We start from the raw sequence: 24,633 nt of genomic DNA, 5'->3' as shown, positions 1-24,633 counted from the left end.
TCCCCCGCCATGACTGTGCTCCAGCAGCGGCTGCTGCGAAAATCGGTATCGTTGCTCAAGCCGGGCGGCACGCTGGTCTACTGCACCTGCTCGCTGGAACCCGAAGAGGGTGAGCAGGCCGTGGCAACGCTGCTGGCGAGCGAGCCTGCGCTTCGGCGCGTCCCGATCGAGGCCGCGGAGGTCGCGGGCCTGGACGAAATCATCACAGGGGACGGCGATCTGCGCACCCTGCCCAGCCATCTGCCGAACGCCGATCCCAAGCTTGGCGGGCTCGATGGGTTTTTCGCGACCCGGCTCGTTAAATCCTGATTTTGCACCGGATTTTGCGACCGCGACGCTGATTCGCACACGTTCAAGGTGGTGTCAGACGTCCGATTTTGGGATTAATAGGGATTCGTCGGAATCCTCTCCCCCTTCAAGGCAAAGCGTGTCGGTCGCTCAACGCAGACGTATCTCGACGCTGGTCATGAACCGCTTCGCGCGGAACATGCTCGCGCGCGCGAGCGGCGGTTCCGTTGCGCTGTCGCGGGTCTGGCCCGGCCGCACCGATCGGCTGATCATCGCGCCGCACGATCTGCGCACCGCGGATGCGACTCGCGCCGCCGAAATCTATGCCGGCCGCTTCGTCTTCGCCGGCAAGATCGTCAATTGCCACGGCCGTTCGATCTTCGATCTCGAGCCGCCGTCGGAGGATTGGGAAGTCGCGCTGCTCGGCTTCGGCTGGCTGCGCCATTTGCGCGCCGCCGACACCGCGCTGACACGGGCGAATGCGCGCGCGCTGATCGAGGACTGGATCGCCAACCCCGCCAACAAGCGCCGCCCGGTCGCGCGCCGCGCCGACGTGCTGGCCCGGCGCGTGATCTCGCTGCTGTCGCAGGCGCCGCTGGTGCTGGGCGAGACCGACAACAAGTTCTACCGCCGTTACCTGCGCGCCCTCGCGCGCGAGATCCGCTTCCTGCGCTACACCATGGTCAACATTCCCGACGGGGTGCCGAAGCTCCAGGTGCTGATCGCGCTGTGCTATGCAGCCTTGTGCCTCGCCAACCAGGCGGGCCAAATCCGCAGCGCATCGAAGAAGCTGTCGGACGAATTGCAGCGGCAGATCCTGCCTGACGGCGGACACATCTCCCGCAATCCGGGCGCGCTGATCGAACTCCTGATCGACCTGCTGCCGCTGCGGCAGACGTTTGCTGCGCGTAATATCGCGCCACCGCCGGCGCTGCTCAACGCGATCGACCGCATGATGCCGATGCTGCGCTTCTTCCGCCACGGCGACGGTAACTTCGCGCTGTTCAACGGCATGAGCGCGACATCGTCCGACCTGCTCGCAACGCTGCTCGCCTATGACGACACCCACGGCGCGCCGATGGCGAACATGCCGCATACCGGCTTTCAGCGCCTCGATGCCGGCCAGACCACTGTGATCATCGACACCGGCCCGCCGCCGCCAGCCGGCGTCAGCCACGATGCCCATGCCGGCTGCCTGTCGTTCGAACTGTCTTCCGGCATCAGCCGCATCGTCACCAATTGCGGCATGCCGACCACGGGCCGCGACAATTGGCGGCCGTTCGCCCGCGGCACCGCGGCGCATTCGACGCTGACCTATCACGATACTTCGTCGTGCCAGTTCGTCGAGATGTCGGCGATGAAGCGGCTCTTGCACGGCTCGCCGGTTACCAGCGGCCCCGTCGAGGTCGAGAGCTATCGCGAGATCGTGCAGAACGGCACGCTGCTCACGACCTCGCATGACGGCTATCTTTCCAAATTCGGCGCGATCCACCGCCGCGTGCTGATGATCGCCAATGACGGCGCGCGCATCGACGGCGAGGACACGCTGTCGCCGCCGCAGGGCGGACGCTTCAAGGGTGCCGACGCCGACTTTGCGCTGCGCTTCCATCTGCATCCGGCAGTGAAGGCGAGCCGGCTGTCGGATGCGCGCGGCGTCATGCTGGTGCTGCCGAACCGCGACGTCTGGACCTTCGAGGCGCTCGACGACAAGGTCGACCTCGAGGACAGCGTGTTCCTGGCCGGCAATGACGGGCCGCGCCGCACCGCCCAGATCGTGATCCGGCAGGACGCGCGGCAGGCGCCCTCGATCCGCTGGAGCTTTGTCCGCTCGACGGCATCGCCGACCGTCACCAATGCCCGCCGCAACGCTCGGCGCGAACCGGAACTTCCGCTGTAAACGCGCGGATTCAGTCCTATCTGGTCGTTGTGAAGCACGCCGAAAACTGCTATCGAGCCCTCGCTCGCGCGACTGGCGACCTTGGATGGAGCACCATCGGGAAGCGCGACACTTATCTGCCGCGCGCCTGGGCATAGACACTCCTTAAGACAGAGGATCTTGCTCATGACTGACCATCCCCGCCGCGTCACCCGCGCCCTGCTTTCCGTTTCCGACAAAACCGGCCTGATCGAATTCGCAAAGGCGCTCGCCGCGTATGATGTCGAGCTGGTCTCGACCGGCGGCACTGCGAAAGCAATCGCCGCGGCCGGCCTCAAGGTGAAGGATGTTTCCGACCTCACCGGCTTCCCCGAGATGATGGACGGCCGCGTCAAGACGCTGCATCCGAAGGTACATGGCGGCCTGCTCGCGATCCGCGACAACAAGGAACATGTGGACGCGATGAAGGCGCACGGCATCGCGCCGATCGATCTTTTGGTCGTCAATCTCTATCCGTTCGAGGCGACCGTCGACAAAGGCGCCGGCTTCGAGGATTGCATCGAGAACATCGACATCGGCGGCCCCGCGATGATCCGCGCCGCCGCGAAGAACCATGACGACGTCGCCGTTGTCGTGGAGGCAGATGACTACAAGGCCGTGCTCGACGAGCTCGCCGCCAACAAGGGCGCGACCACGCTGAAACTGCGCCGGCGGCTTGCCGCGAAGGCCTATGCGCGCACCGGCGCTTACGATGCCGCGATCTCGAACTGGTTCAATCGCCAGCTCGAGATCGACGCGCCCGACTTCCGCGCCTTCGGCGGCAAGTTGATCCAGTCGCTGCGCTACGGCGAGAACCCGCACCAGACCGCGGCGTTCTACGTGACGCCCGACAAGCGCCCGGGCGTCTCCACGGCCCGGCAGCTCCAGGGCAAGGAGCTCTCCTACAACAACATCAACGACACTGATGCGGCCTATGAATGCATCGGCGAGTTTGACGCCAAGCGCACCGCGGCTTGCGTCATCGTCAAGCACGCCAACCCCTGCGGCGTCGCGGAGGGATCAAACCTCGTCGACGCCTATCGCAAGGCGCTGGCCTGCGATTCCACCTCGGCCTTCGGCGGCATCATCGCGATGAATCGTCCGCTGGACGCGGATACGGCCCGCGAGATCACAAAAATCTTCACCGAGGTGATCATCGCGCCCGACGCCACCGAGGAAGCGATCGCCATCATCGGCGGCAAGAAGAACCTGCGGCTGCTGCTCGCCGGCAGCCTGCCCGATCCGCGCGCGCCTGGCCTCACCGCCAAGACGGTCGCCGGCGGCCTGCTGGTGCAGAGCCGCGACAACGCCGTGGTCGACGACATGACCTTCAAGATCGTGACCAAGCGCGCGCCGACCGACGCTGAAATGCGCGACCTCAAGTTTGCGTTCCGGGTCGCAAAACACGTCAAGTCGAACACGATCATCTACGCCAAGGATCTCGCCACCGTCGGCATCGGCGCGGGTCAGATGAGCCGGGTCGATTCGGCCCGCATCGCCGCGCGCAAGGCCCAGGATGCGGCGAACGAGCTGAAGCTCGCCGAGCCGCTCACCAAGGGCTCGGTGGTGGCGTCGGATGCGTTCTTCCCCTTCGCCGACGGCATGCTCGCCTGCATCGAGGCCGGCGCCACCGCGGTGGTGCAGCCCGGCGGCTCGATGCGTGACGACGAGGTGATCAAGGCCGCCGACGAGCACGGCATCGCCATGGTGTTCACGGGCACGCGGCATTTCCGGCACTGAGACTTCACCACAAGCGTAGCCCGGATGGAGCGAAGCGAAATCCGGGTTGCTTCGACCACTCCCTCCACACGTCGTCCCGGACAACGCGCCCTAAGCGCGCGCCGATCCGGGACCTCCGCGCGAGCGCTTGCGCTCGTCGCGATTACCACAGGGAGAAGTTCAGTCCGCGGTATTGGCCGCGTCGCGCCAACGAGAGATCACGCGGTATGGGTCCCTGCGTTCGCAGGGACGACGGCGAGAGTTAGCTAGTCTTTTTTCACCCGCATCAACAGCCCCAGCCCCGCGACGAAGAACACCACCAGCACCGCCATGCCGGCCTTCTGGCTTGCGGTCACCGCGGTGATCGTGCCGATCAGCAGCGGTCCGATGAAGGACGTCACCTTCCCGGTCAGCGCGAACAGGCCGAAATACTGCGCGATGCGGTCCTTCGGTGCGAGGTGGATCAGCAGCGTGCGTGAGGCCGCCTGGAGTGGACCGCCGGCCGCGCCAATGAGGCAGCCCAGCACGAGATAGGCGCGCTCGGCCGCGCTCGAGAACAAGGGAGCGTCTGCTTGCGGCGGCGCGACCTTGATGAACAACACGCTGTCCTTGTCGACCAGGAGAATTGCCGCCACGGACAGCAGCAGCACGAGCAAGCTGCCGGCGATGACGCGCTTCGGCCCGAGACGATCATCCAGCTTGCCGCCGAACCATGCGCCAAATGCGCCGGCAATCGCGAGCATGATGCCGAAGGTGCCGATCTGGATGGTGTGCCAGCCGAAGGTGCCCGCGGCATAGATGCCGCCAAAGGCGAACAGCGACACCAGACCATCCGTATAGATCATATTGGCGAGCAGAAATGCCGCCAGCGATCTCTGCTGCGGCAGGCTTCTGATCGATTGCCTCAGCTCCAACAGCCCCTCACGCAAAGCCTCGCGCACCGGGCGCTTCGCCGGATAATCCGGCGTGAACAGGAACAGCGGTGTCACGAAGACGATGAACCACAGCCCGGTCAGCGGCCCCACGATGCGATCGCCCTGATGGCTGACCGGATCGAGCCCGAACAGCGGCGTGAAGCCGAGTAATGTGCGGCCGGTCTGCGGGTTGGCCGCGAGGAAACCGAGCACGATGATCAGGCTGACGATTCCACCGACATAGCCGGTGGCCCAGCCGGTGCCGGAGAGCCGTCCGATGCGCTCCGGCGGCACCAGCGTCGGCATCATCGCATTGTTGAAGAGGGTAGCGAATTCCGCGCCGACGCTGGCGAGCGCGACTGCGATGAGCAGTGGCGGAATGATGGAGGGATCGCCGGGCTTGCCGATCCATAGCGTGCAGGATGCAACCACCAGCAGCGCACCGAACCCGGCGATCCACGGCTTACGGCGGCCCGAGGCGTCCGCGATGGCGCCCAGCACCGGCGACATCAACGCGATCGCAAGGCCCGCGGCCGCCATCGCAAATCCCCACATCGATTGGCCGGTGGCGGGGTTCGGCGCAATGCTGGTGGCGAAATAGGGCGCGAACACGAAGGTCGTGATCAGCGTGAAATAAGGCTGCGCGGCCCAGTCGAAGAAAATCCAGCTGACGACGGCGGCGCGCGGCGGATAGGTCCGCGCCACGCCGGCCATGCGCACATCCGGGGCGATCGTCGTCATCACGCAGTCCTCATCACGAACAGTTTTGCCTCTCTTGGGGCAAACCGTATAGCATTGCAGCGAGGCATGTGAACTGGTTCGAAGCCACGGCGGAAGCTTGATGATGTCGTCAAATTCGACAAGGCGGACATTTTTCGCCTTCATAGCCGCCCTGGCGTTTGGACTGTCACCGGCAGCCGCCCAGGATGCGCGACGGGCCTATGTCCCAGCCGCGCCTGACACGGTGCGCGCCGTCGCCGCCGAGCACGGCATGGTCGTCGCGCAGGAGAGGATATCTGCGCAGATCGGTGCCGATATCCTGCGGAGCGGCGGCAATGCGGTCGATGCTGCGGTCGCGACCGGCTTTGCGATGGCCGTGACCTATCCGCGTGCCGGCAATATCGGCGGCGGCGGCTTCATGGTGATCCATTCCGCGGACCGCAACGAAGACATCACGATCGATTACCGCGAGACGGCGCCGGCGGCCACCACGCCGCAAATCTTCCTCGGCGCCGACGGCAAGCCCGATACGGCGAAGTCACGGGATTCCGCGCTCGGTGTCGGCGTGCCCGGCACGGTCGCGGGCCTCGCTTTGGCATTGCAGAAATACGGCTCGGGGCAATTCACCCTGGCGCAATTGCTTGCGCCCGCGATCGCGCTGGCCCGCGACGGCTTCGCCGTCGGCGACGATATGGCCGACACGCTGCCTAACTGGCACCGGCGGCTGGCACGCTGGCCCTCCTCGGCGAAAATCTTCTCGCGGCCCGATGGCACGCCGCTGGGCGAAGGCGACAGGTTGGTGCAGGGCGATCTCGCTGAAACGCTCTCGGCCGTCGCCGCACAGGGGCCACGCGGCTTCTATGAAGGACCGGTCGCGGAAAAGCTCGCCAAAGCCGTGACGGACGCCGGCGGCATCATGACGCCCGCCGATTTGAAGGCCTATCAGGCCGTGATCCGCGCGCCGGTGCGCGGCACCTATCGCGGCTATGACATCGTGTCGATGCCGCTGCCTTCGTCGGGCGGTGTCGTGCTGGTGGAGACGCTCAACATCCTCGAGGGCTTTCAGCTCGCCGATCTGAAGCAGGGATCGCCGGCATCGCTGCATCTTCTGATCGAGGCGATGAAGCGCGCCTACGCAGATCGCGCGCGCTATCTCGGCGATCCCGCCTTCGTCAACGCGCCGATCGAGACGCTCGTCGCGAAGGACTACGCCGCCAAGCTGCGCGCCGGCATCTCCGCCGAACGCGCCACGCCGTCGAAGGAGCTCGTTTCCGCGGCTCCCTCGCCGCGCGAGGGCAGCAACACCACGCATTTTTCCGTCGTCGATTCCAGCGGCAACGCCGTCAGCAACACCTATACACTGAACTTCAGCTACGGCGTCGGCCTCGTTGCCGACGGCACCGGCGTGCTGCTCAACAACGAGCTCGACGATTTCACCGCCGCAATCGGCGCCTCCAATGCCTACGGTCTCGTCGGCTTCGAGGCCAATCTGCCGGGCCCCGGCAAGCGGCCGCTGTCCTCGATGTCGCCGACCATCGTGCTGAAGGACAGCAAGCCGGTGCTGGTAACGGGCTCGCCCGGCGGCAGCCGCATCATTTCGAGCGTGCTGCAGGTCATCGTCAACGTCCTCGATTACAGGATGGATGTTGCGGCCGCCGTCGCAGCGCCACGGCTGCATCACCAATGGTTGCCGGACGAAGTCCGTGTCGAGGGCGGCTTTCCGAGCGATGTTCTGGGTAAGCTGAAGGCGATGGGCCATGTCATCGTCGAGCCGATGGGGCAGACGTCGGCCAATTCGATTGTCGTGACACCCAACGGGCCGCTCGGCGCACCCGATCCGCGCACGCGCGGCGCAGAAGCTGCGGGGCAGTAATCGGCGCGTTCCTGACCGAGCTCTATCCAACGCGGCTGCGCGGCTCCGGCCAAGGCTTTTGCTACAATTTCGGCCGCGGGATCGGCGCGCTGTTTCCGTTCCTCGTCGGCGCGCTGTCGGCGTCGACCTCGCTTGCGAATGCGACCGCGATCTTCGCGGTGGTCGCTTACGCGCTGTTCTTCATCGCCGCCTTCGCGCTGCCGGAGACGCGCGGACGCGTGTTGCACGCGCACTAGCAGTCACTGTCATCCCGGGGCGGCTCGCAGAGCCGAACCCGGGATCTCGTCATTCCGGGTTCGCGCTTCGGGCGCCCCCGGGATGACGATAAAAAAGAACTACCGTCCCACCTGATACGGCCCGCCCTTTTCCAATGCGCGCGCATAGGCAGGCCGCGCGTGGATGCGCTCGAGGAACGCCATCGCCTTGGGATGGCCCTGCTCGAGCCCGCCGCGCGCTTGCGCCGCTTCCAGCGGAAAGCTCATCTGGATGTCGGCTGCGGTGAACTCGTTGCCGGCGAACCACTCGCTCTTTGCAAGCTCGCCTTCCCAGTAATCCATGTGCTGCTTGAGCTGCGGATTGACCAGGGTGGTCAGCGCCTGGTTCGAGACCTTGCGCACCAGCGGACGCAGCAGCGCGGGTGCGCGCTTCGGCATCAGCGTGAACAGCAGCTTCAACAGCAGCGGCTGCATCGCGGACCCTTCGGCGTAATGCAGCCAATAGGTGAAGCGCAGCCGCTCCGGCGTGTTCGGCGGCGGGATCAGCCGGCCGTTGCCGTAGGTCGCGATGAGATATTCGATGATCGCGCCCGACTCGGCGATAGTGTTGCCGTTGTCGGTGATGACGGGCGACTTGCCAAGCGGATGAATGGCGCGCAGCTCCTTCGGCGCGCGCATGTCCGGCTGCCGCTGATAGCGCACGATCTCGTAGGGCACGCCCAACTCTTCGAGCAGCCACAGCACGCGCTGCGAACGGGAATTGTTGAGGTGGTGAACGGTCAGCATCGGCGAGGTCCCCGGGGCAAGGCGTAGTGGCTAGGCGTGCGCAGTCGCGGCGCCGTTCGTGCCAGCCTGGGATCACAATGTCGAGCCATCAGGACGGATGTTTTCACCCGGGTATATTGACGCCGACAATTTACCCGGGTATTAAATGACCCAACGTCGTCAAAATGTCAATGATTCCAATGCAGAAGATTTTCACAGCCTTCCAGGGGCAGCGTCGCCTGGTGTCCGGGCCGGCAGGCGAGGTCGCGCTGGTCGTCAAGCGGGTAGCGCAACGGCCGGACGAGCCCATCCTCATCTTCGAGGACGGCACCGGCCGATCGATCGACTTCGATCTGCGGGGCGGGGATCGCGAGGTCCTGGCGCGGTTGGCGAAGCTTGTGCCGCCGCCGGTCGAGGAGAGCACTCCACCGAGCGAGCCGCGCGGGCGCGGGCGGCCGAAGCTCGGCGTGGTCGCGCGCGAGGTGACGTTGCTGCCGCGACACTGGGAGTGGCTAAACGCACAAGCGGGCGGCGCCTCGGTCGCGCTGCGCAAGCTCGTCGACGAGGCCAGGCGCGCCAGCGGCGACAAGGACCGCGAACGGCAGGCGCGCGACGCGGCCTATCACTTCATGTCGACCATGGCGGGCAACCTGCCGCAGTTCGAGGAAGCCTCGCGCGCGCTGTTTGCCGATGACCGGCGACGCTTCACCGGGCTGATTGCGGACTGGCCGACCGATATCCGCGACCACATCGTCAAGCTCGCCTACAGCGACCGCGCGTAAACCGCGCGCCGCTCCTCACACCTCCATCGACGGCCCAAGCCGCGCATTGCGCGGCAACGGCTTCGCACGCCCTGATGAAAGGCCAATCCATGTCTGTCCCCAAGCCGCTCTGGACAACATTCCTCCGCTTCCTCGCACCCTTGATGCTGAGCAACGCGCTACAATCGCTGTTCGGCACCGTCAGCAACGTCTATCTCGGCCAGATGATCGGCGTCGATGCGCTCGCCGCGGTCTCAGTCTTCTTCCCGGTGATGTTCTTCCTGTTCGCCTTCGTGATGGGGCTGAGCACCGGCGCGACCGTGCTGATCGGCCAGGCCTTTGGCGCGGGCGAGCACGGCCGGATCAAGAGCGTCGTAGGCACGACGCTCGCGATCGGCCTTCTGCTTTCAATCTCAGTGGCGCTGATCGGCGGGCTCTTCAGCCGTCAGCTGATGATGGCGCTCGCCACGCCCGCGGACATTCTCGACCAGGCCAGCGCCTATGCGCGCATCATGCTGCTGACGATGCCGCTCGGCTTCATCTTCCTGTTGATGACGGCGATGATCCGCGGCGTCGGCGATGCGCTGACGCCGCTGTTGGCGCTGGCGTTGTCGACCGCGATCGGGCTGATCCTGACGCCGATGTTGATCCGTGGGTCATTCGGACTGCCGGCGGCCGGCATCACCAGCCCGGCATGGGCGGCCGCAATCTCGAACGCCCTCACGTTGATCGCGCTGGCACTCTATCTGCTACGAAAGAAGCACGCGCTCGCGCCAGACGCGGCGCTGCTGCGTCACCTGCGGCTCAACCGCGCCATGCTCGGAAAAATCCTCGGCATCGGATTGCCGAGCGCCATCGGCATGGTGGTGATGGCGATCGCAGAGCTGGTCTTGCTCGGCCTCGTCAACGGGTTTGGATCGGACGCCACTGCGGCCTATGGCGCCGTCAACCAGGTGATGGGCTACACGCAGTTCACGGCGATGTCGATTTCGATCGCGGTCTCGATCCTCGGCGCGCAGGCTGTCGGCAGCGGCGACAGGGCCCGGCTCGACGGCATCGTGCGGACCGGGCTCGCTTTCAACCTCGTTTTGACCGGCGGGCTCGTCGCGCTGATCTATCTCGCGCCGCGCGCGATCCTCGGCATCTTCATCACCGATGCCGCCGTGCTCGATCTGGCAAAAGGCCTGCTCGACATCGCCCTGTGGAGCTCGGTGCCGTTTGGCCTCGCCACAGTGTTCTCAGGTGCCATGCGCGCGGCCGGCGTCGCGTTGACGCCCATGCTGCTCTCGATCTTCGCGATCCTCGCGATCGAGCTGCCGGCCGCGGTGATCCTGAGCCACACGATCGGCCTTGCGGGCGTGTGGGCCGCTTATCCCATCGTGTTCTGCGCCATGTTTGTTTTGCAGATGGGCTATTACCTCATGGTCTGGCGCAAGCGGGCGATCCGGCGGCTGGTCTGATTCCCAAAGTATTATGCTCATCATTAAACGGTGGACCCGCAGGGCACGCTGCGTCACAATGTGGGTAAGCCAGATCAAAAAAGTTAGGTCACGGAGACGATTTTGACCCGCACAACCCCGCAATTCCTGTTCGATTTCGGCAGCCCGAATGCCTATCTCAGCCACCTCGCGATCCCCGCGATCGAGCAGCGCATCGGCGTCAAGTTCGAATATGTGCCGATCCTGCTCGGTGGCATCTTCAAGTCGACCAACAACAAGTCGCCGGCCGAGACGCTCGCGGGCATCAAGAACAAGCGTGAATTCCATCAGGTCGAGACCGAGCGCTTCATCAAGCGCTTCCATGTCCAGCCCTATGTCTGGAATCCGCATTTCCCCATCAACACGCTGAACCTGATGCGCACGGCGATTGCCGCACAGCTCGAGGGTGTATTCGAAAAATACGTCGAGGCGGCCTTTCACCACATGTGGCGCGAGCCGAAGAAGATGGACGATCCCGAGATCGCGGCGAAGGCGCTGGCCTCATCCGGGCTCGACGCCCAGAAGCTGTTCGCCCGCAGCCAGGAACCCGAGGTGAAGGGCAGGCTGATCAAGAACACCGAGGACGCCGTTGCCCGCGGCGCGTTCGGCTCGCCGACCTTCTTCGTCGGCAACGAGATGTTCTTCGGCAAGGAGCAGCTGCGCGAGGTCGAGGAGATGGTGCTCGGGACTTAGCCGCTCATTCTCCGGCGACAGAATGTGATCGCGGCAACATTCTGGATTGCTTCGCTTCGCTCGAAATGGCGATTATAAGTAGCCGCCAAGAGTAATAATCAAGAGCAACAATGGAGCATCCCATGCGTATCCTCGTGGTCGGCGCCGGCGCCATCGGCGGCTATTTTGGTGGCAGGCTGTTGCAAGCCGGCCGCGACGTCACCTTCCTGGTCCGGCCGCGCCGCGCCGGCGAGCTCGCAAGCGCCGGCCTCATCATCAAGAGCCCGAATGGCGATGTGACCTTGAAGAATCCGCCGACCGTGCAAGCCGACGCGCTCAAGGACAAGTTTGACGTCGTGCTCTTGAGCTGCAAGGCGTTCGATCTCGACGACGCCATCAAATCGTTTGCGCCGGCGGTCGGACCTGATACGGCGATCATCCCGATGCTGAACGGCATGAAGCATCTCGATATCCTCGATGCAAAATTCGGCAAGGAGCGCGTGCTCGGCGGCCTCTGCGCCATCGCGGCGACCCTGAACGAGAAACGCGAGGTGGTGCAGCTCCAACCGATGCAGTCGCTGAACTACGGCGAGCGCGACGGAAAGCTGTCAGATCGCGTCAAGGCGATCGACGAGGCCTTCAAGAGCGGTATCACCGGTGCCGCCGCCAGCCAGAACATCATGCAGGACATGTGGGAGAAGTGGGTGTTCCTGTCCTCGCTTGCGGCCTCCACCAGCCTGATGCGCACCTCCGTCGGCAACATCCTCGCCGCGCCCGGCGGCCGCGACTTCCTGCTCGGCATGCTCGATGAGACCAGCGCGATCGCCACCGCGTCGGGCTATACGCCGGGCGGGCCGTTCTTCGAGCGAGTGAAGGGCAACCTCACCGCCGAAGGCTCGCCGATGACGGCCTCGATGTTCCGCGACATCAAGGCGGGCCTGCCGGTCGAAGCCGATCACGTCATCGGCGATCTCATCGCACGCGCCGATGCCGCCAAGGTGCCGGTGCCCAAGCTGCGCATCGCCTACACGCATTTGAAGGCGTATGAGAGGCAGCGGGCGGGGTAACACCCAGCCACACACTCGGTGTCGTCCCGGACAAGCGTAAGCGCAGATCCGGAACCCATAGCCACAAGACTACATTGTGCGCGACGTCGTCACTCCGAGCCCTCGTAACCACATCTTCCTGTGGTTATGGGTCCCGGATCTGCGCGCGCTTGAGGCGCGCTTGTCCGGGACGACAGCGGAGATTGCCGCAACTAGCCCCGCACTATTTCAAATGCGTGAGATAGTGCGAGACCGCCGTGATTTCCTCGTCGCTCATGTGATAGGCGACATCGGCCATCGCGGCGACGCCGCCGCCGACGCGCTGGCCCGCTTTGTAGTCGCGCAACGCCTTGACCAGATATTCCTCGCGCTGGCCAGCCAGTCGCGCCACTCCCTTGGTGCCGGCGAAGCTGTCCGTATGGCATGAGGCGCAGCGGCGGCCTGCGGCAACTTGCGCGCCTTTCTTCGACAGGTCTGGGTCGCTGTCCTCCGGTCCCTTCGGCGGCGTCAGTTGCGAGAAATAAGCGCCGAGATTGCGGATGTCCTCATTGGTGATCTCCTCGACGATCGGCTGCATCTGGTCGTTCTTGCGCGAGCCCGCGCGGAAGAACACGAGCTGCCACTGGATGAACTGATCAGGCTGGCCGGCCAGCGAGGGGATATTCTCCGTCTGCGAAATGCCGTTCTCGCCGTGACAGCCGGAGCAGACGGCAGCCTTCTCCTTGATCGCAGCATTGTCCGCAGCCTGAGCCGGGACGGATGCGAGCGCCGCAAGCGAGAGCGCGCCGATGGCGTAAGAAGAAAACTGGCGGCGCATCGTGGGAATTCCGATCTAATTAGCTCATTCCAGGGCGTGCGAAGCACGAGCTAAGATGCGCAATTGCGCATCCGAGAATCCATAACCCCGATTTATGGTTATGGGTTCCGGACTTGCGCTGGCGCGCAATCCGGAACGACAACATCCACGTTTTCAGCAAAGAGGCTGCGGCACCCTCCGGCCACCGCAGCCTCTTTCTCTTGTCGTGCTACTTCTTGCTGTAGCTGATGCGGTAGATCGCGCCGGCCCAGTCGTCGGCGACGAGGATCGATCCGTCCTTGGCGAGGATGATGTCGTCAGGACGACCGAGATAGCCCTGGTCGCCCTCGATCCAGCCGGAGGCGAACACCTCCTGCTTGGGGTTCTTGCCGTCAGGCCCGACGATCACGCGCATGATGCGGCCGCCTTGGTACTTGTGGCGATTCCAGGAGCCGTGCTCGGCGATCAGGATGTTGTTCTTGTACTCGGCGGGGAACTGGTCGCCAGTATAGAACTTCATGCCGAGCGGAGCGACGTGCGCACCGAGGTTCAACACCGGCGGCGTGAACTCGGAGCATTTGTGGCCCATGGCGAACTTGTCGTCCGGCAGATTGCCCTGGTGGCAATAGGGATAGCCGAAATGCTCGCCGATCCGGTTGATCATGTTCAGCTTGTCCGAGGGCAGATCATCGCTGATCCAGTCGCGGGCATTCTCGGTGAACCAGTACTTGCCGGTGCGCGGATCGACGTCGCCGCCGACCGAGTTGCGGACACCGAGCGCGTAGATCTCGGCATTGCCGGTCTTGGGATCGACGCGGCGGATCTGCGAGACGCTGGTCGGCGGGACACCAATGTTGAAGGGCGGTCCGAACGGAATGTAGAACCAGCCCTCCTTGTCGACTGCGATGTACTTCCAGCCATGCGCGGCATAGGACGGCATGTCGTCATAGACGACCTTGCCGTCGCCGAGCTTGTCGAGATTGGCCTCCGCATTGTCGTAGCGGATCAGCTTGTCGACAGCGATGACGTAGAGCGCGCCGTCCCTGAAGGCGAGACCGGTGGGCATGTTGAGGCCCTTGAGGACGGTCTTGACCTCCTTCTTTCCGTTGTTGTCCTTGATGGCATAGACGTTGCCGAGGCCGAACGAGCCGACGAACAGCGTGCCCTTGTCACCCCAGGCCATCTGCCGCGCGGCCAGCACGCCGGAGGCATAGACCTCCATCTTGAATCCTGGCGGCAGCTTGACCTTCTTGATGATGTTGGCGAGCTCGGCATCGGAGGCGCCGGTCGGCGGACCCGACGGCGGCGCGAGACCCTTCTGCGCCTCGGTCTCGTCGCCGAGGAACCAGTCATCTGGCGGATGGGTCCAGAACTCCTTGGTGCCGGATTCGTATTTCTTCAGCGGTTTGCTCTTGTCCTGCTGTTGCGCGCTGCCGGCGCTGGTCCCCGCAAGAAGGGCCACGGCCGCAAGTGCCAACACGGATCGATGGAACATCGATGTCATCGCGTCACTCCCCTAAGGCAGCCGCCAGGGCTGCGATTTATTTTGTTTTGCTAGTCGAGAGGCGAAGTTTGGGGTCTGCCGAGAGGCAGACATAAAAAGGCTAGCACATCTGCGAGTGCTGAGAAGGGCATCGCATGGGTTGCGGTTGCGCTCATTAAATATTGAGACGGAGTGTCAATGAGCGCGAACACCGCGACGACAGCGTTCTCGCTGCAACGCGGAATCAGACCGGCAGGCGGCTCGCCTTCAGACAGCACGAGAGACGGGCCAAAACAAAAACTGCGAAAACAACCCCATGCACAGTAGAACGGCTCGGGCCGGGTTGCGCGCGGTGACGCCGGACAGGCATTTGATGCATCGAGCAAAATGACGAACGCGGCGCTCAGGGGGCGACAGGGTAAGGCCCGTCGTCGAACACCGCGTCATGATAGCCTTTCGCGCCGACCTCGCGCGCCAGCGCACTGCGAAAATCGCGACCCTCGCGAAGGCAGCTCAGCACATGCGCGAAGTCGAATTCCGGCCGCCAGCCGAGCTCACGCCGCGCGCGCTCGTTGACATAGACGCGGTCGATCTCGGGGAGGAGGTTCCAGCCTCGCGCCGCATACAGCTGCGCGCAATCCGGATAGAGCTCGCGCACGACACCGGCCGCATCGCGCGCAAGCGCGGCGAGATGGCGCGGCTCGAACGGGCTGGTGGCGGAGACGATGTAGCGGACGAAACCGATCTTCGGGGCGCGTTCGGCGGCGAGCAGATGCGCGCTCACGGCGTCCGCGATGTCCAGCCGGCGATAGAGCAGCTCGTTGGCCTGCGCGTTCTCCAGCGTGTAGGCCGAGCGCATCGCCGGATCGTCATCATCTTCCGGAAAGAAGCGCGAGGTCCGCAAGACGACGACCGGCAGAGCGCGCTCGCGATAGAACAGCTCGCACAGGGTCTCCGCCATCAGTTTTGTGGTGCCGTAGATGTTCTTCGGCACCGGCGGCAGATCCTCGGTGACCCAGACCGCCGCCTGTCCCGCCCCGGAGCGGAGCTGCGAGCCGAACGCGCTGGTGGTGCTGGTGAAGACGAAGCTGCGCACGCCGGCGCTCGCCGCCGCCTCTAGCAGGTTGAGCGTGCCGGTGACGTTGGTGTCGACAAAGTCTCGTTTGCTGTGGGTCCCCACATGCGGCTTGTGCAGCGTCGCGGTGTGGATGACGGCGGTGACGCCGTCCATCTGGCTGCGCACGAAGCCGGGATCGACAATCGAGCCGACCGCGTCGGTGAAGGGCGATGGCTTCAGATCGATCCCGCGCACGGGGGATCCGCGAGCCCGGAGGGTCCGGAGGATGGCTTCCCCGAGGTGGCCTGCGCTGCCGGTGACCAGAATTGTCATTGCGAACCCAGGACAGCCGCCAGCGGCGCGGCGAACCACGTTTCCGTCCGGATCGGCTGGATGCTTTGGGAAAAATTGGAGCGGGCGAAGGGGCTCGAACCCTCGACCCCGACCTTGGCAAGGTCGTGCTCTACCACTGAGCTACACCCGCATCCTGTGTCGGTCGCGTGACGCGCCGGCAACGGCTGTCGTATGCCAAAACCGGGAGGGGAATGCAACAGCTACCGGCGATCTAGATTCGGTTCTTGGGGCCCCATATGGAGCCTGAATGCGGCGAAATGGCCCGAAACTGCCCCGGAACTGGCGAATCGGCCTCGGTGGATTGAAATTCGGCCGTCGCGGCCCAATTTAGGAGCCGACAGCGAGCATAAGGTGTGGCGGCGTGCTAAAGACCCGCCATTCCGGACATAGACGAGGGGATCCCGTGACGATCATCGACCAGGGTAACGGAGCGGCGGGCCCGGCTGCGGCCGATCTGATCAAGGACACCACCACCCAGACCTTCGTGAAGGACGTCATCGAGGAATCGAAGCGCCAGCCGGTGCTGATCGATTTCTGGGCGGAGTGGTGCGGCCCCTGCAAGCAACTCACCCCTCTGCTCGAAAAGGCGGTCAAGGCGGCCAAGGGCAAGGTCAAGCTGGTCAAGATGAACATCGACCAGCACCCGGCGATCCCGGGCCAGATGGGCATCCAGTCGATCCCGGCCGTGATCGCCTTCGTCAACGGCCAGCCCGCCGACGGCTTCATGGGCGCGGTGCCCGAGAGCCAGCTCAACGCCTTCATCGAAAAGCTGACCAAGGGCATGACCGCGCCGGGCGAGCCCAGTATCGCCGAGATCCTGCAGGAGGCTGAAGCCGTGCTCGCCGAGGGCGATGCGGCTGCGGCGGCGCAGATATACGCCGAGGTGCTTCAGCATGATGCCACCAACATCGCGGCGCTCGCTGGCCTCGCAAAATGCTATGCCGTCTCCGGCGCAATGGAGCAGGCCAAGCAGACGCTCGCCATGGTGCCGGAGTCCAAGCGCAACGACCCCGCGGTGAAGGCCGTGCAGACCGCGATCGATCTCGCCGAGCAGGCGCAATCGCTCGGACCGGTCGCCGAGCTGGAACAGAAAGTCGCCGCAAACCCGCTCGATCATCAGGCCCGATTCGACCTCGCGACCGCGCTCAACGCGCAAGGCAACCGTGCGGCCGCTACCGAGCAGCTGCTCGCGATCGTCAAGCGCGACCGCAAATGGAACGACGACGGCGCCCGCAAGCAGCTGGTGCAGTTCTTCGAAGCCTGGGGCGGCACGGATGATGCAACCGTCGAGGGACGCAAGCGCTTGTCGACGATCCTGTTTTCGTAGGCGCGGTTGACCAAGTCAGCGGGGACCGGGACCAGATGCCGATCAACATCGAATATCGCGGACCCGCCGACCTCCCGGAGATCATTCCGGTGTTTCCGCTGCCGGGCGCGCTGCTGCTGCCCCGCGGCCAGATGCCGCTCAACATCTTCGAGCCGCGCTACCTGTCGATGGTCGACGATTCCTTCCGCGACGGACATCGCCTGATCGGCATGATCCAGCCTGATGTCGCGCACTCGCCGAAGAATTCCGACAAGCCGACGCTGTTCCGCGTCGGCTGCGTCGGCCGCATCACCCAGCTCGCCGAATCCGGCGATGGCCGCTACATCCTCGAGCTCACCGGCGTCTCGCGCTTCAAGGTGGTCGAGGAGCTCGAGGTGCTCACTGCCTACCGGCAGTGCAAGGTGGATTTCTTCGCCTTCGTCGACGACTTCACCGCGCGCATGGGCGAGGACGAGGTCGACCGCGAGGCGCTGCTGGCCGTGCTGGCAGACTTTTTGAAGGCCAACAATCTCAAGGTCGACTGGGAAGGCGTCGAAAGCGCGCCCAACGAAGCGCTCGTCAACGCGCTGGCGATGATGTCGCCCTATGGCCCCGCGGAGAAGCAGGCCATGCTGGAGGCGCCCGACCTGAAGACCCGCGCCGAGATTCTGATCGCGGTGACGGAGATGGACCTCGCCAAGAAGCGCACCAGCGGCGATCCTCCGCTGCAGTGAGGATGCGGGTGCTCACGCAGCGCAGACGGCTGCCTTGTCACCTCGCTTGGCACCTCGCCGCAACATTTTCGCAATGGCGGATGCGGGCATCGGCCGACCGAAGTAGTGGCCTTGCGTTTCGACGCATCCCTCTTCACGGAGTACGTCCAGTTGCTCCTTCGTTTCGACGCCTTCGGCGGTCGTCGTCTTGCCGAGGCTGACTGCGAAGCGAACGACTGCTCGCGCGAGATGGTGCGCGTCTGCCCTTGCGCTGGACAGTTCGCTGACGAAGCTGCGGTCGACCTTGATTTTGTCGAACGGAAATCTCTGCAGAAAGCTCAGCGATGAATAGCCGGTGCCGAAGTCGTCCAGGGCGATTCGCACGCCGAGCTCGCGCAATTGACCAAGTGCTGCGAATACGGCTTCGCTGTCATGCATGATCACCGTCTCGGTGACCTCGAGCTCGAGCCGGTGTGGCGCAATTTCCGAGCTCGCCAGTGCATCGACAATGACCGGAACAAGCTCCTTGCTCCTGAATTGAGCGGGAGACAGGTTGATCGCGATCTTAAGATGGGCAGGCCATTTGGCGGCTTCCGCACAGGCCGTCCTCAAGATCCATTCTCCCAGCGGCACGATCAAGCCGGCCTCCTCCGCGAGCGGTATGAATTCGCCGGGCAAGACCAGACCACGCCGCGGGTGGTGCCAGCGCAGCAAGGCTTCGAAGCCGCGGATCTCGCCGGTCGCGGTATTGACGAATGGCTGGTAGTGCAGCTCGAATTCGCGGCCAGCAAGCGCATCCCGCATGTCGCGCTCCAGGTTGCGTCGTGCATGCATGAGCTGGTCGAGTTCCGGCTCGAAGAAGCGGAATGCGCCACGTCCACCACTCTTGGCCGAGTAGAGGGCGAGATCCGCGCTCTTCATGAGCCCGTCGGAATCACTGCCATCGCGCGGCGCGATGGCAATGCCGATGCTGGTGCCCACCGTGACCCGGTGATCGCCGAGATCAAAGGGTTCGCAGAGCGCCTTTCTGATGTTCTCGGCGAGGGTGGCGGCCTCGACGGCCGGGTTGGTCACGTAGTCGATCACGGCGAACTCGTCGCCGCCTAGTCGAGCGATCAGCGCGGTTTCCGTGGTGCACTCGCGCAGACGCGCAGAAACGGCGCGCAGCAGGGAATCGCCTGCCGGATGTCCGAGCGTGTCGTTGACTTCCTTGAAGCGATCGAGATCGAGCATGAGCACGGCCAGATCGACGCCGCCGCTACGCGTAACCGCAATGGCGTGCTCCATCCGCTCCCTGAGCAGCACGCGATTTGGCAGATCGGTCAACGCATCGTGTTGCGCCATATGAGCGATCCTGGCCTCGGACCGGCGTTGTTCGGTGACATCAAGATGCGTGGCCACCCACCCGCCGCCGGCCATCGGCTGTCGCGTCACGCAGATCAACCGACCATCCGTGAACTCGTCGATTCTGCTCGAGACTGCATCGAACGGCAACGCGGCCAATTTCGACAGGAACTGCTCGGCTGCGCCCTCGCTGGTGTCGCTCTTGAGAATGCCGGTCACGACGCGATGCCTGATGATGTCGGCGTGCGGGGTCCCCGTTCGCAGCAGCTCTGGTGGCAGCCGATAGAGCAGGGCATATCGCTCGTTGCAGACCACAAGTCGCCTCTCCGCATCGAACATGCAGAGAGCCTCGACCATGTTGTTGATGGCCGTATCAAGCCTGAGCTTCTGGTCCTGCAGTTCGTTCTGCGAGCCTTCGAGCTGCTGCCGGGCAACCGAGAGCTGGTTGATGATCTCCTCGAACCTGGCGGTCCGGGTCGCCAGGCGACGATCGGCCAGCACGCCGACCAGGCTCATTCCCAGCACGGATAGCGCCACACCGGCGATAGCAAGCGCGAGGAGGGCCGGAGAAAGCGAAAGGCTATCCGTCGTCGCTCGCGTTGGATCTGGCGTGATCTGCACCGCCCCCATGGCCGTGAAATGATGCGATACGATCGCGAGTGTCAGCAGGATTGCCGCCGCAAGGGTGCCCCGGTAGCCCTGGTACATGAGCGCGACAGCCAGCGCGGCGCAGCCGAGACACATGCCTAAAATGATCGAGACGAACACGAGGTCCACCGACCAGACGACTCGACCCGGCACCTCAAGTGCCCACATCCCGAGATAGTGCATGCTGGCAATGCCGCCGCCGATGATGACGCCCCCTGCCATCGCGCGCCACCGGCCGGAGGTGCCGACTGCAACGCCGAAGCCGACCGAGGTCAGAAGCATTGCCGCAGCGAGAGAAAACGCGGTCGGCACGATGCCGTAGCCCGTTGGAACGCCCGGCTCGTAGGCGAGCATCGCGACGAAATGCGTTGCCCAGATGCCGTATCCGATGGCCGCGCCGGCAATCGTGATCCAGATCCACCGCGTTCTTGCGCGCGTCGCGATCGCACGATGAAAGATGCTGACCGCGACAATACTTGCAGCGAAGCAGACCAGACCAGCGAGTACAACGAGCCGCCAATCGTGCTCGACCGCAAGGCAGGAGAAAACGCGGAACATCCAGCAGCGCTCCATCGTCGATAGTTATCGATGGTGGATCGGCTAACCGCCATTCACGTTAATTTTGTGCCGTGCCTGATTGCATGCTTACCGGCATGTTAACGGTACTCGTACAACTCGATCTGACGAACAGCCTGAGGCCATGCCGCGACCGTGCCCGAGCCGGCTGCAGGACGCGTGCATCGATCGGCAACGATATTTTTAGGAATGGCCGCGGATGCGCTTGCGTCCGGTGATCATCGCGCGGACCAGGCTCTCGCGCTGGAGTAGCCCCATCAGCACCACGCCCACGACGTGGAGCACGACCAGGACGATGACCGCATCCGATGAATAATGGTGGGTGTCTTCGACCCACCAGACGCCGAAGAAGGTGGTGGTGACCGACATCGCTCCCGTGATCGTCGAGACGGCGAGCGCAGCCAGCAGCGCCACCAGCATCAAGGTGCCGGCGGGATTGAGCCCGATGTAGCGGCCGGTGATGCCGCGGCGCAGATTCCAGAGATAGCTTGGCGCCGCCCGAAGCCTTACGCCGACCATCCGGAAGCGCGAATAGCGGCTTCCCAGGAAGCCCCAGACCAGGCGAAAGGCGAGAAGTCCGAGCACCGCATAGCCGACGATGCGGTGAGTTCGGTCATAGACGGTGGGCGTGAACCACGCGGCCAGAACGCTAGCCGCGAGTGCCCAGTGCCAGAGGCGCAGCGGGAGGTCCCAGACCGCGACCGTCCGCGAAGCGGTTCGATCCGCGGGGGTCCGGTCGGACCCCCCGCGCGCTTTTGGCATCGCTTCTTCGATCAAGCGAAGACCATCCTCAAGCCTTGTTTTGCGCGGATCAATTCGCGCGGTCTACTTGGCGATCGTGTGCTTCAGGCTGAGATCTTCGGGGCTGTAGAACAGCTCGTAAAGCTTGCCTTCCTTGACGCCGTAGACCTCATAGCAGGAGCCTTCGATCTTGGAGCGCCGCACCTCGTAGCCGAGTGCCTTGGCCTTGGCTTCGGCCTCGCTGGCCGGCTTCCACGACGCCTTGTCGAGCTTGGTGCAATCCTTGAAACCGTCGGCCATGGCGGCCGACCCCATGCCCATTCCAACCGTCAGTGCAATGGCAACAACACGAATGACCTTCACGAACGTCTCCTCCTCTGTCGTGCGCGCTACGCGAGCCGCGAAGCCGGACTGAAGGAAGCAAAGGTGATGGTGAAGTCAATCCGGTACGGGGCCAATTGGATTTAGAGTTCTTCTAACGACCGGCAAAAGATCAGTGCTGTCCGCAGGCAGCCCGCATTCGCAGTGGCGCTGCGGCCTTACGCCTCACGGCCGGGATGAACGGCCGACTTCGCCAATTGCGCTAGGCCGCACTTCGCATTCCCGGTGAGTGGCGCTGCAGCCAGTCCGCCCAGCGGAGACGACCGCGCACGCCCTGGCTGACGGCAAAGCCCATGCCGCTTTCGCCTCCGCCGGGACGCATCCATGCGTCGCTCGTCGACGCTCAGTAGCCGGCGACCGTCATCGCCACGACGGCGCTGAGCGCCATCCAGCCGAAATGCCGGCCTCGCGTGGCCCAGGCATTGGCGAAGGCGGCGAAGCCGAGCACGCAGGCGAGCGTGATGACGATCCAGTGCCGCGCCGACTCGGACGCCATCCAGGGAGTCGCGAGCAGCAACACGCCGCCGCCGATCCACGCCACGGTCGAAGTCTGCCAGACCAGGCGGATCAGGGTGCGGAGCCGTTCCGGCTCGATGCGGGCACGGGCGAAGACCTTGGTCTCGCCGAGGACGCCATGAATGAGGGCTACGGCGATGGTGGCAAGGCCGGCACATTGCAGCAGGAGATCACGCATCATCATCTCTCCATACAGTTCTGTATGGTGGGATAGGCGCTGGCCTGCGGCTTGTCAATACACTAGTGTATGGTTTGCCTCCGGGAACCGACATGACCGAACAGCTCTCCGCCGACGACTGGATCAAGGAAGGTCTCAAGGCGCTCGCCAAAAGCGGCTTCACCGCGCTCAAGGCCGATCCGCTGGCAAAATCCATGGGCGTGTCGCGCGGCAGCTTCTATTGGCATTTCGCCGATCTCGGCGCATTCCAGGCCACCGTGCTGAAGCGCTGGCGCGAGATCGCGGCCGAGCAGATCATCGCCGACGTCGAAGCCGCCGGCGACGACCCGCTCAAGGCGCTGCTACGGAGGTCGTTCGGTGCGCGGCTCGAGCTCGAACGCGCGGTGCGCAATTGGGCGGCCTTCGATGCGGCCGCGCAAGGGGCCGTGCGCGCTATCGACCGCCGCCGGCTCGACTATATCGAGGGGCTGCTGGAAAAACGCGGGCTCACCCCGGCAACTGCGCAGGCCCGGGCGCAGATCCTGTATTGGACATTCCTCGGCTTCGCCCTGTCAGGCGCGCCGGTGCCGGCAGCACGGCTGCAGTCCCTGCTCGACGAGGTCTTGACGATGGTCTCCGCGTAGATTTCTTATCTTGACGCGTTTTCTTTGCGCAACCGGTAACCTACTGCGCCGGAAAACGCTTTGGCAGCCGCGATGGGCGGGCGCGGATTTCTGTGCTAGAGGCTACCGATTGCCGGAGACTCCAATGAACGCGTCCACCGAACGTCCTGAAGCCAGCGTCGATCCCAAACTGCTGGAAATTCTCGTCTGCCCGCTGACCAAGGGCCCGCTGGAGTTCGATTCTGCAAAGCAGGAGCTGATCTCGCGCAGCGCCAAGCTGGCTTATCCGATCCGTGACGGCATCCCGATCATGCTGCCGGAAGAGGCGCGCAAGATCGATTGATGATGGTCGGGTAGCCCGTTGTTGCGCGATGACCGCGCGACACACTCGGTGTCGTCCTCGCGAACGCGGGGACCCATAACCACAGAGAGCGGTTGCGGAGCGAAGTGACAACTCCGAGTCTTCGCCAAACCACTCCCTGTGGTTATGGCTCCCGGATCTGCGCTTCGCTTGTCCGGGACGACAGCGGAGATTAGCGCCAGCGCCCCTTACAACGCCTCGCCCTTCAGCAGCCGCGGCACCTCGCCCGTCAATCCCGCGGCCTGGCGGATGAAGAGGTTCTTCAGCGGCGGGGCGCGATCGACGAGGCCGAGGCCGATGTCGCGGACGGTGCGCAGCAGCGTCGACTGGTTGGAGAACAGGAAGTTCAGCGAGTTGGTGGCAACGCCCATCGCCATGGTGTCGAAACGGCGCCAGCGTTGGTAGCGCTCGAGCACGTCGGCGGCGCCGAGATCCATGCCGAGCCGCGCGGCATCGACCACGACCTCGGCCAGCGCCGCGACATCCTTCAGGCCCATGTTGAGGCCCTGGCCCGCAATGGGGTGGATGACATGGGCGGCATCGCCGACCAGCGCGAGGCGGGTGGCGATGAAGGAGCGCGCGACGAAATAGGACAGCGGAAAGGCGCGCGGCTTGTCGAGCGCCTTCACTTCGCCGAGATGCAGGCCAAAACGCTGCTCGAGCTCGGCGTGAAACTCTTCGTCGCTGAGAGCAATGATCCGCGCGGCCTCAGCTCGCCGCTCGGTCCATACCAGCGACGAGCGCTTTACCGACAGCGGCAGGATCGCGAACGGGCCCGCCGGCAAAAAATGCTCTTCGGCGCGGCCCTCGTGATCGCGCTCATGGCCGACCGTGACGACGATGCCGGATTGGTCATACTCCCAGCCATGGGTGGCGATGCCGGCGCGCTCGCGCAGCTTTGACCTTGCGCCATCGGCGGCAACCAGCAGGCTGGCCGCGATGGCGCTGCCGTCCCCGAGCGTCACGTCGATGCCTTCGGTGCGCGCATCGTAGGATGCGACCGTGGTGGCGCGCAGATCGATGCCCTCGGCCTCGGCACGCACCACCAGCGCATCGATCAAGCGGCGGTTCTCGACCATATGCGCGAAGGGCTCGCCCGGCGCGACATCGCCGGCAAAATTGAGGAAGACCGGACGGGTGGCATCCTCCAGCTTGGAATCGGTGACGACCATGTCGAGGATCGGCTGTGCTTCGCTCCTGACGTCGTCCCA

21 protein-coding genes, 1 tRNA gene, 2 pseudogenes and 1 riboswitch are annotated in these 24,633 nt (G+C 64.4%); of the genes and pseudogenes, 13 read left to right on the top strand and 11 right to left on the bottom strand.

Annotated features, from left to right (window positions below; genetic code table 11):
• From IC66_RS0119260 to purH, 3 genes and pseudogenes are all read left to right on the top strand, one after another.
• Positions 1–309, top strand: a pseudogene (locus IC66_RS0119260) (MFS transporter); the annotation flags it as partial.
• Between the two features lie 157 nt (positions 310–466).
• Positions 467–2,185: a heparinase II/III family protein gene (locus tag IC66_RS0119255; protein WP_028139336.1), complete on the top strand. Its 1,719-nt coding sequence runs from the start codon at positions 467–469 to the stop codon at positions 2,183–2,185.
• A 58-nt stretch (positions 2,186–2,243) separates the two neighbouring features.
• A riboswitch (ZMP/ZTP riboswitch) is annotated at positions 2,244–2,325 on the top strand.
• A 25-nt stretch (positions 2,326–2,350) separates the two neighbouring features.
• Complete coding sequence (gene purH / locus IC66_RS0119250; protein WP_038948685.1) at positions 2,351–3,943, top strand: bifunctional phosphoribosylaminoimidazolecarboxamide formyltransferase/IMP cyclohydrolase; 1,593 nt, start codon at positions 2,351–2,353, stop codon at positions 3,941–3,943.
• A gap of 245 nt (positions 3,944–4,188) precedes the next feature.
• Here purH and IC66_RS0119245 read toward each other — a convergent pair whose 3' ends face one another.
• Positions 4,189–5,577 (bottom strand): MFS transporter, encoded by a 1,389-nt coding sequence (locus tag IC66_RS0119245; protein WP_038948683.1) that lies wholly within the window; start codon positions 5,575–5,577, stop codon positions 4,189–4,191.
• A gap of 100 nt (positions 5,578–5,677) precedes the next feature.
• On the opposite strand from IC66_RS0119245, the gene ggt reads away from it, so the two are divergent.
• Positions 5,678–7,429 carry a gamma-glutamyltransferase gene (ggt, locus tag IC66_RS0119240; RefSeq protein ID WP_028139339.1) on the top strand — a complete coding sequence of 584 codons (1,752 nt, stop codon included), beginning with the start codon at positions 5,678–5,680 and terminating at the stop codon, positions 7,427–7,429.
• Positions 7,429–7,665: pseudogene (locus IC66_RS43510) on the top strand (MFS transporter); the annotation flags it as partial. The gene ggt and the pseudogene IC66_RS43510, both read left to right, overlap by 1 nt.
• A gap of 99 nt (positions 7,666–7,764) precedes the next feature.
• Here the strand turns inward: IC66_RS43510 and IC66_RS0119235 are convergent.
• Entirely contained in the window at positions 7,765–8,430 is a 666-nt protein-coding gene (locus IC66_RS0119235; RefSeq protein WP_028139340.1) for a glutathione S-transferase family protein, read from the bottom strand.
• A gap of 164 nt (positions 8,431–8,594) precedes the next feature.
• Here IC66_RS0119235 and IC66_RS0119230 point away from each other — a divergent pair, with 164 nt between their 5' ends.
• The 4 genes from IC66_RS0119230 (at position 8,595) to panE (ending at position 12,387) form a co-directional block, all read left to right on the top strand.
• Positions 8,595–9,191 carry a DUF2239 family protein gene (locus tag IC66_RS0119230; RefSeq protein ID WP_038948682.1) on the top strand — a complete coding sequence of 199 codons (597 nt, stop codon included), beginning with the start codon at positions 8,595–8,597 and terminating at the stop codon, positions 9,189–9,191.
• 89 nt (positions 9,192–9,280) lie between these two features.
• Positions 9,281–10,630 carry an MATE family efflux transporter gene (locus tag IC66_RS0119225; RefSeq protein WP_038948680.1) on the top strand — a complete coding sequence of 450 codons (1,350 nt, stop codon included), beginning with the start codon at positions 9,281–9,283 and terminating at the stop codon, positions 10,628–10,630.
• Positions 10,631–10,732: 102 nt separating this feature from the next.
• Positions 10,733–11,341: a 2-hydroxychromene-2-carboxylate isomerase gene (locus IC66_RS0119220; protein WP_038948679.1), complete on the top strand. Its 609-nt coding sequence runs from the start codon at positions 10,733–10,735 to the stop codon at positions 11,339–11,341.
• A gap of 122 nt (positions 11,342–11,463) precedes the next feature.
• Complete coding sequence (gene panE, locus IC66_RS0119215) at positions 11,464–12,387, top strand: 2-dehydropantoate 2-reductase (RefSeq protein WP_028139344.1); 924 nt, start codon at positions 11,464–11,466, stop codon at positions 12,385–12,387.
• A 202-nt stretch (positions 12,388–12,589) separates the two neighbouring features.
• Here the strand turns inward: panE and IC66_RS0119210 are convergent, their stop codons facing one another.
• The 4 genes from IC66_RS0119210 to IC66_RS0119195 form a co-directional block, all read right to left on the bottom strand.
• Complete coding sequence (locus tag IC66_RS0119210; protein WP_038948678.1) at positions 12,590–13,183, bottom strand: c-type cytochrome; 594 nt, start codon at positions 13,181–13,183, stop codon at positions 12,590–12,592.
• Between the two features lie 208 nt (positions 13,184–13,391).
• Positions 13,392–14,666, bottom strand: coding sequence for a PQQ-dependent sugar dehydrogenase (locus tag IC66_RS0119205; RefSeq protein WP_028139346.1), 1,275 nt, complete (start codon positions 14,664–14,666; stop codon positions 13,392–13,394).
• 382 nt (positions 14,667–15,048) lie between these two features.
• Positions 15,049–16,035, bottom strand: a complete 987-nt coding sequence (locus tag IC66_RS0119200; protein WP_038948677.1) for an NAD-dependent epimerase/dehydratase family protein — start codon at positions 16,033–16,035, stop codon at positions 15,049–15,051.
• Positions 16,036–16,111: 76 nt separating this feature from the next.
• Positions 16,112–16,186: transfer RNA gene (locus tag IC66_RS0119195), tRNA-Gly, on the bottom strand.
• A gap of 273 nt (positions 16,187–16,459) precedes the next feature.
• Between IC66_RS0119195 and trxA the strand changes: the two genes are divergently transcribed.
• Positions 16,460–17,383 (top strand): thioredoxin, encoded by a 924-nt coding sequence (trxA, locus tag IC66_RS0119190; RefSeq protein WP_038948676.1) that lies wholly within the window; start codon positions 16,460–16,462, stop codon positions 17,381–17,383.
• 35 nt (positions 17,384–17,418) lie between these two features.
• Positions 17,419–18,096 carry an LON peptidase substrate-binding domain-containing protein gene (locus IC66_RS0119185; protein WP_018323574.1) on the top strand — a complete coding sequence of 226 codons (678 nt, stop codon included), beginning with the start codon at positions 17,419–17,421 and terminating at the stop codon, positions 18,094–18,096.
• Between the two features lie 12 nt (positions 18,097–18,108).
• Here the strand turns inward: IC66_RS0119185 and IC66_RS0119180 are convergent, their stop codons facing one another.
• The 4 genes from IC66_RS0119180 to IC66_RS0119165 form a co-directional block, all read right to left on the bottom strand.
• Positions 18,109–20,625, bottom strand: a complete 2,517-nt coding sequence (locus IC66_RS0119180; protein ID WP_038948675.1) for an EAL domain-containing protein — start codon at positions 20,623–20,625, stop codon at positions 18,109–18,111.
• Positions 20,626–20,826: 201 nt separating this feature from the next.
• Positions 20,827–21,420, bottom strand: coding sequence for a cytochrome b/b6 domain-containing protein (locus IC66_RS0119175; RefSeq protein ID WP_038948674.1), 594 nt, complete (start codon positions 21,418–21,420; stop codon positions 20,827–20,829).
• Between the two features lie 48 nt (positions 21,421–21,468).
• On the bottom strand, positions 21,469–21,747 hold the full coding sequence (locus IC66_RS0119170) for a PepSY domain-containing protein (protein WP_018323571.1): 279 nt from the start codon (positions 21,745–21,747) through the stop codon (positions 21,469–21,471).
• 361 nt (positions 21,748–22,108) lie between these two features.
• Entirely contained in the window at positions 22,109–22,459 is a 351-nt protein-coding gene (locus IC66_RS0119165; RefSeq protein ID WP_028139351.1) for a hypothetical protein, read from the bottom strand.
• Positions 22,460–22,551: 92 nt separating this feature from the next.
• Here IC66_RS0119165 and IC66_RS0119160 point away from each other — a divergent pair, with 92 nt between their 5' ends.
• Both IC66_RS0119160 and IC66_RS0119155 read left to right on the top strand, forming a co-directional pair.
• Positions 22,552–23,082, top strand: a complete 531-nt coding sequence (locus tag IC66_RS0119160; protein WP_028139352.1) for a TetR/AcrR family transcriptional regulator — start codon at positions 22,552–22,554, stop codon at positions 23,080–23,082.
• A gap of 124 nt (positions 23,083–23,206) precedes the next feature.
• A complete protein-coding gene (locus IC66_RS0119155; protein ID WP_028139353.1) occupies positions 23,207–23,404 on the top strand; it encodes a Trm112 family protein in 198 nt (65 codons plus the stop codon).
• A gap of 206 nt (positions 23,405–23,610) precedes the next feature.
• Here the strand turns inward: IC66_RS0119155 and IC66_RS0119150 are convergent.
• Positions 23,611–24,633 (bottom strand): ubiquinone biosynthesis hydroxylase (locus tag IC66_RS0119150; RefSeq protein WP_038948673.1); only part of this gene is annotated, 1,023 nt, incomplete at its 5' end.

It is taken from the genome of Bradyrhizobium genomosp. III (assembly GCF_000261705.1).
In the GTDB taxonomy this organism is placed as follows: domain Bacteria; phylum Pseudomonadota; class Alphaproteobacteria; order Rhizobiales; family Xanthobacteraceae; genus Bradyrhizobium; species Bradyrhizobium ottawaense.
Note: the sequence above shows the minus strand (reverse complement) of the source record. Positions and strands in the feature narration are given on the sequence as shown.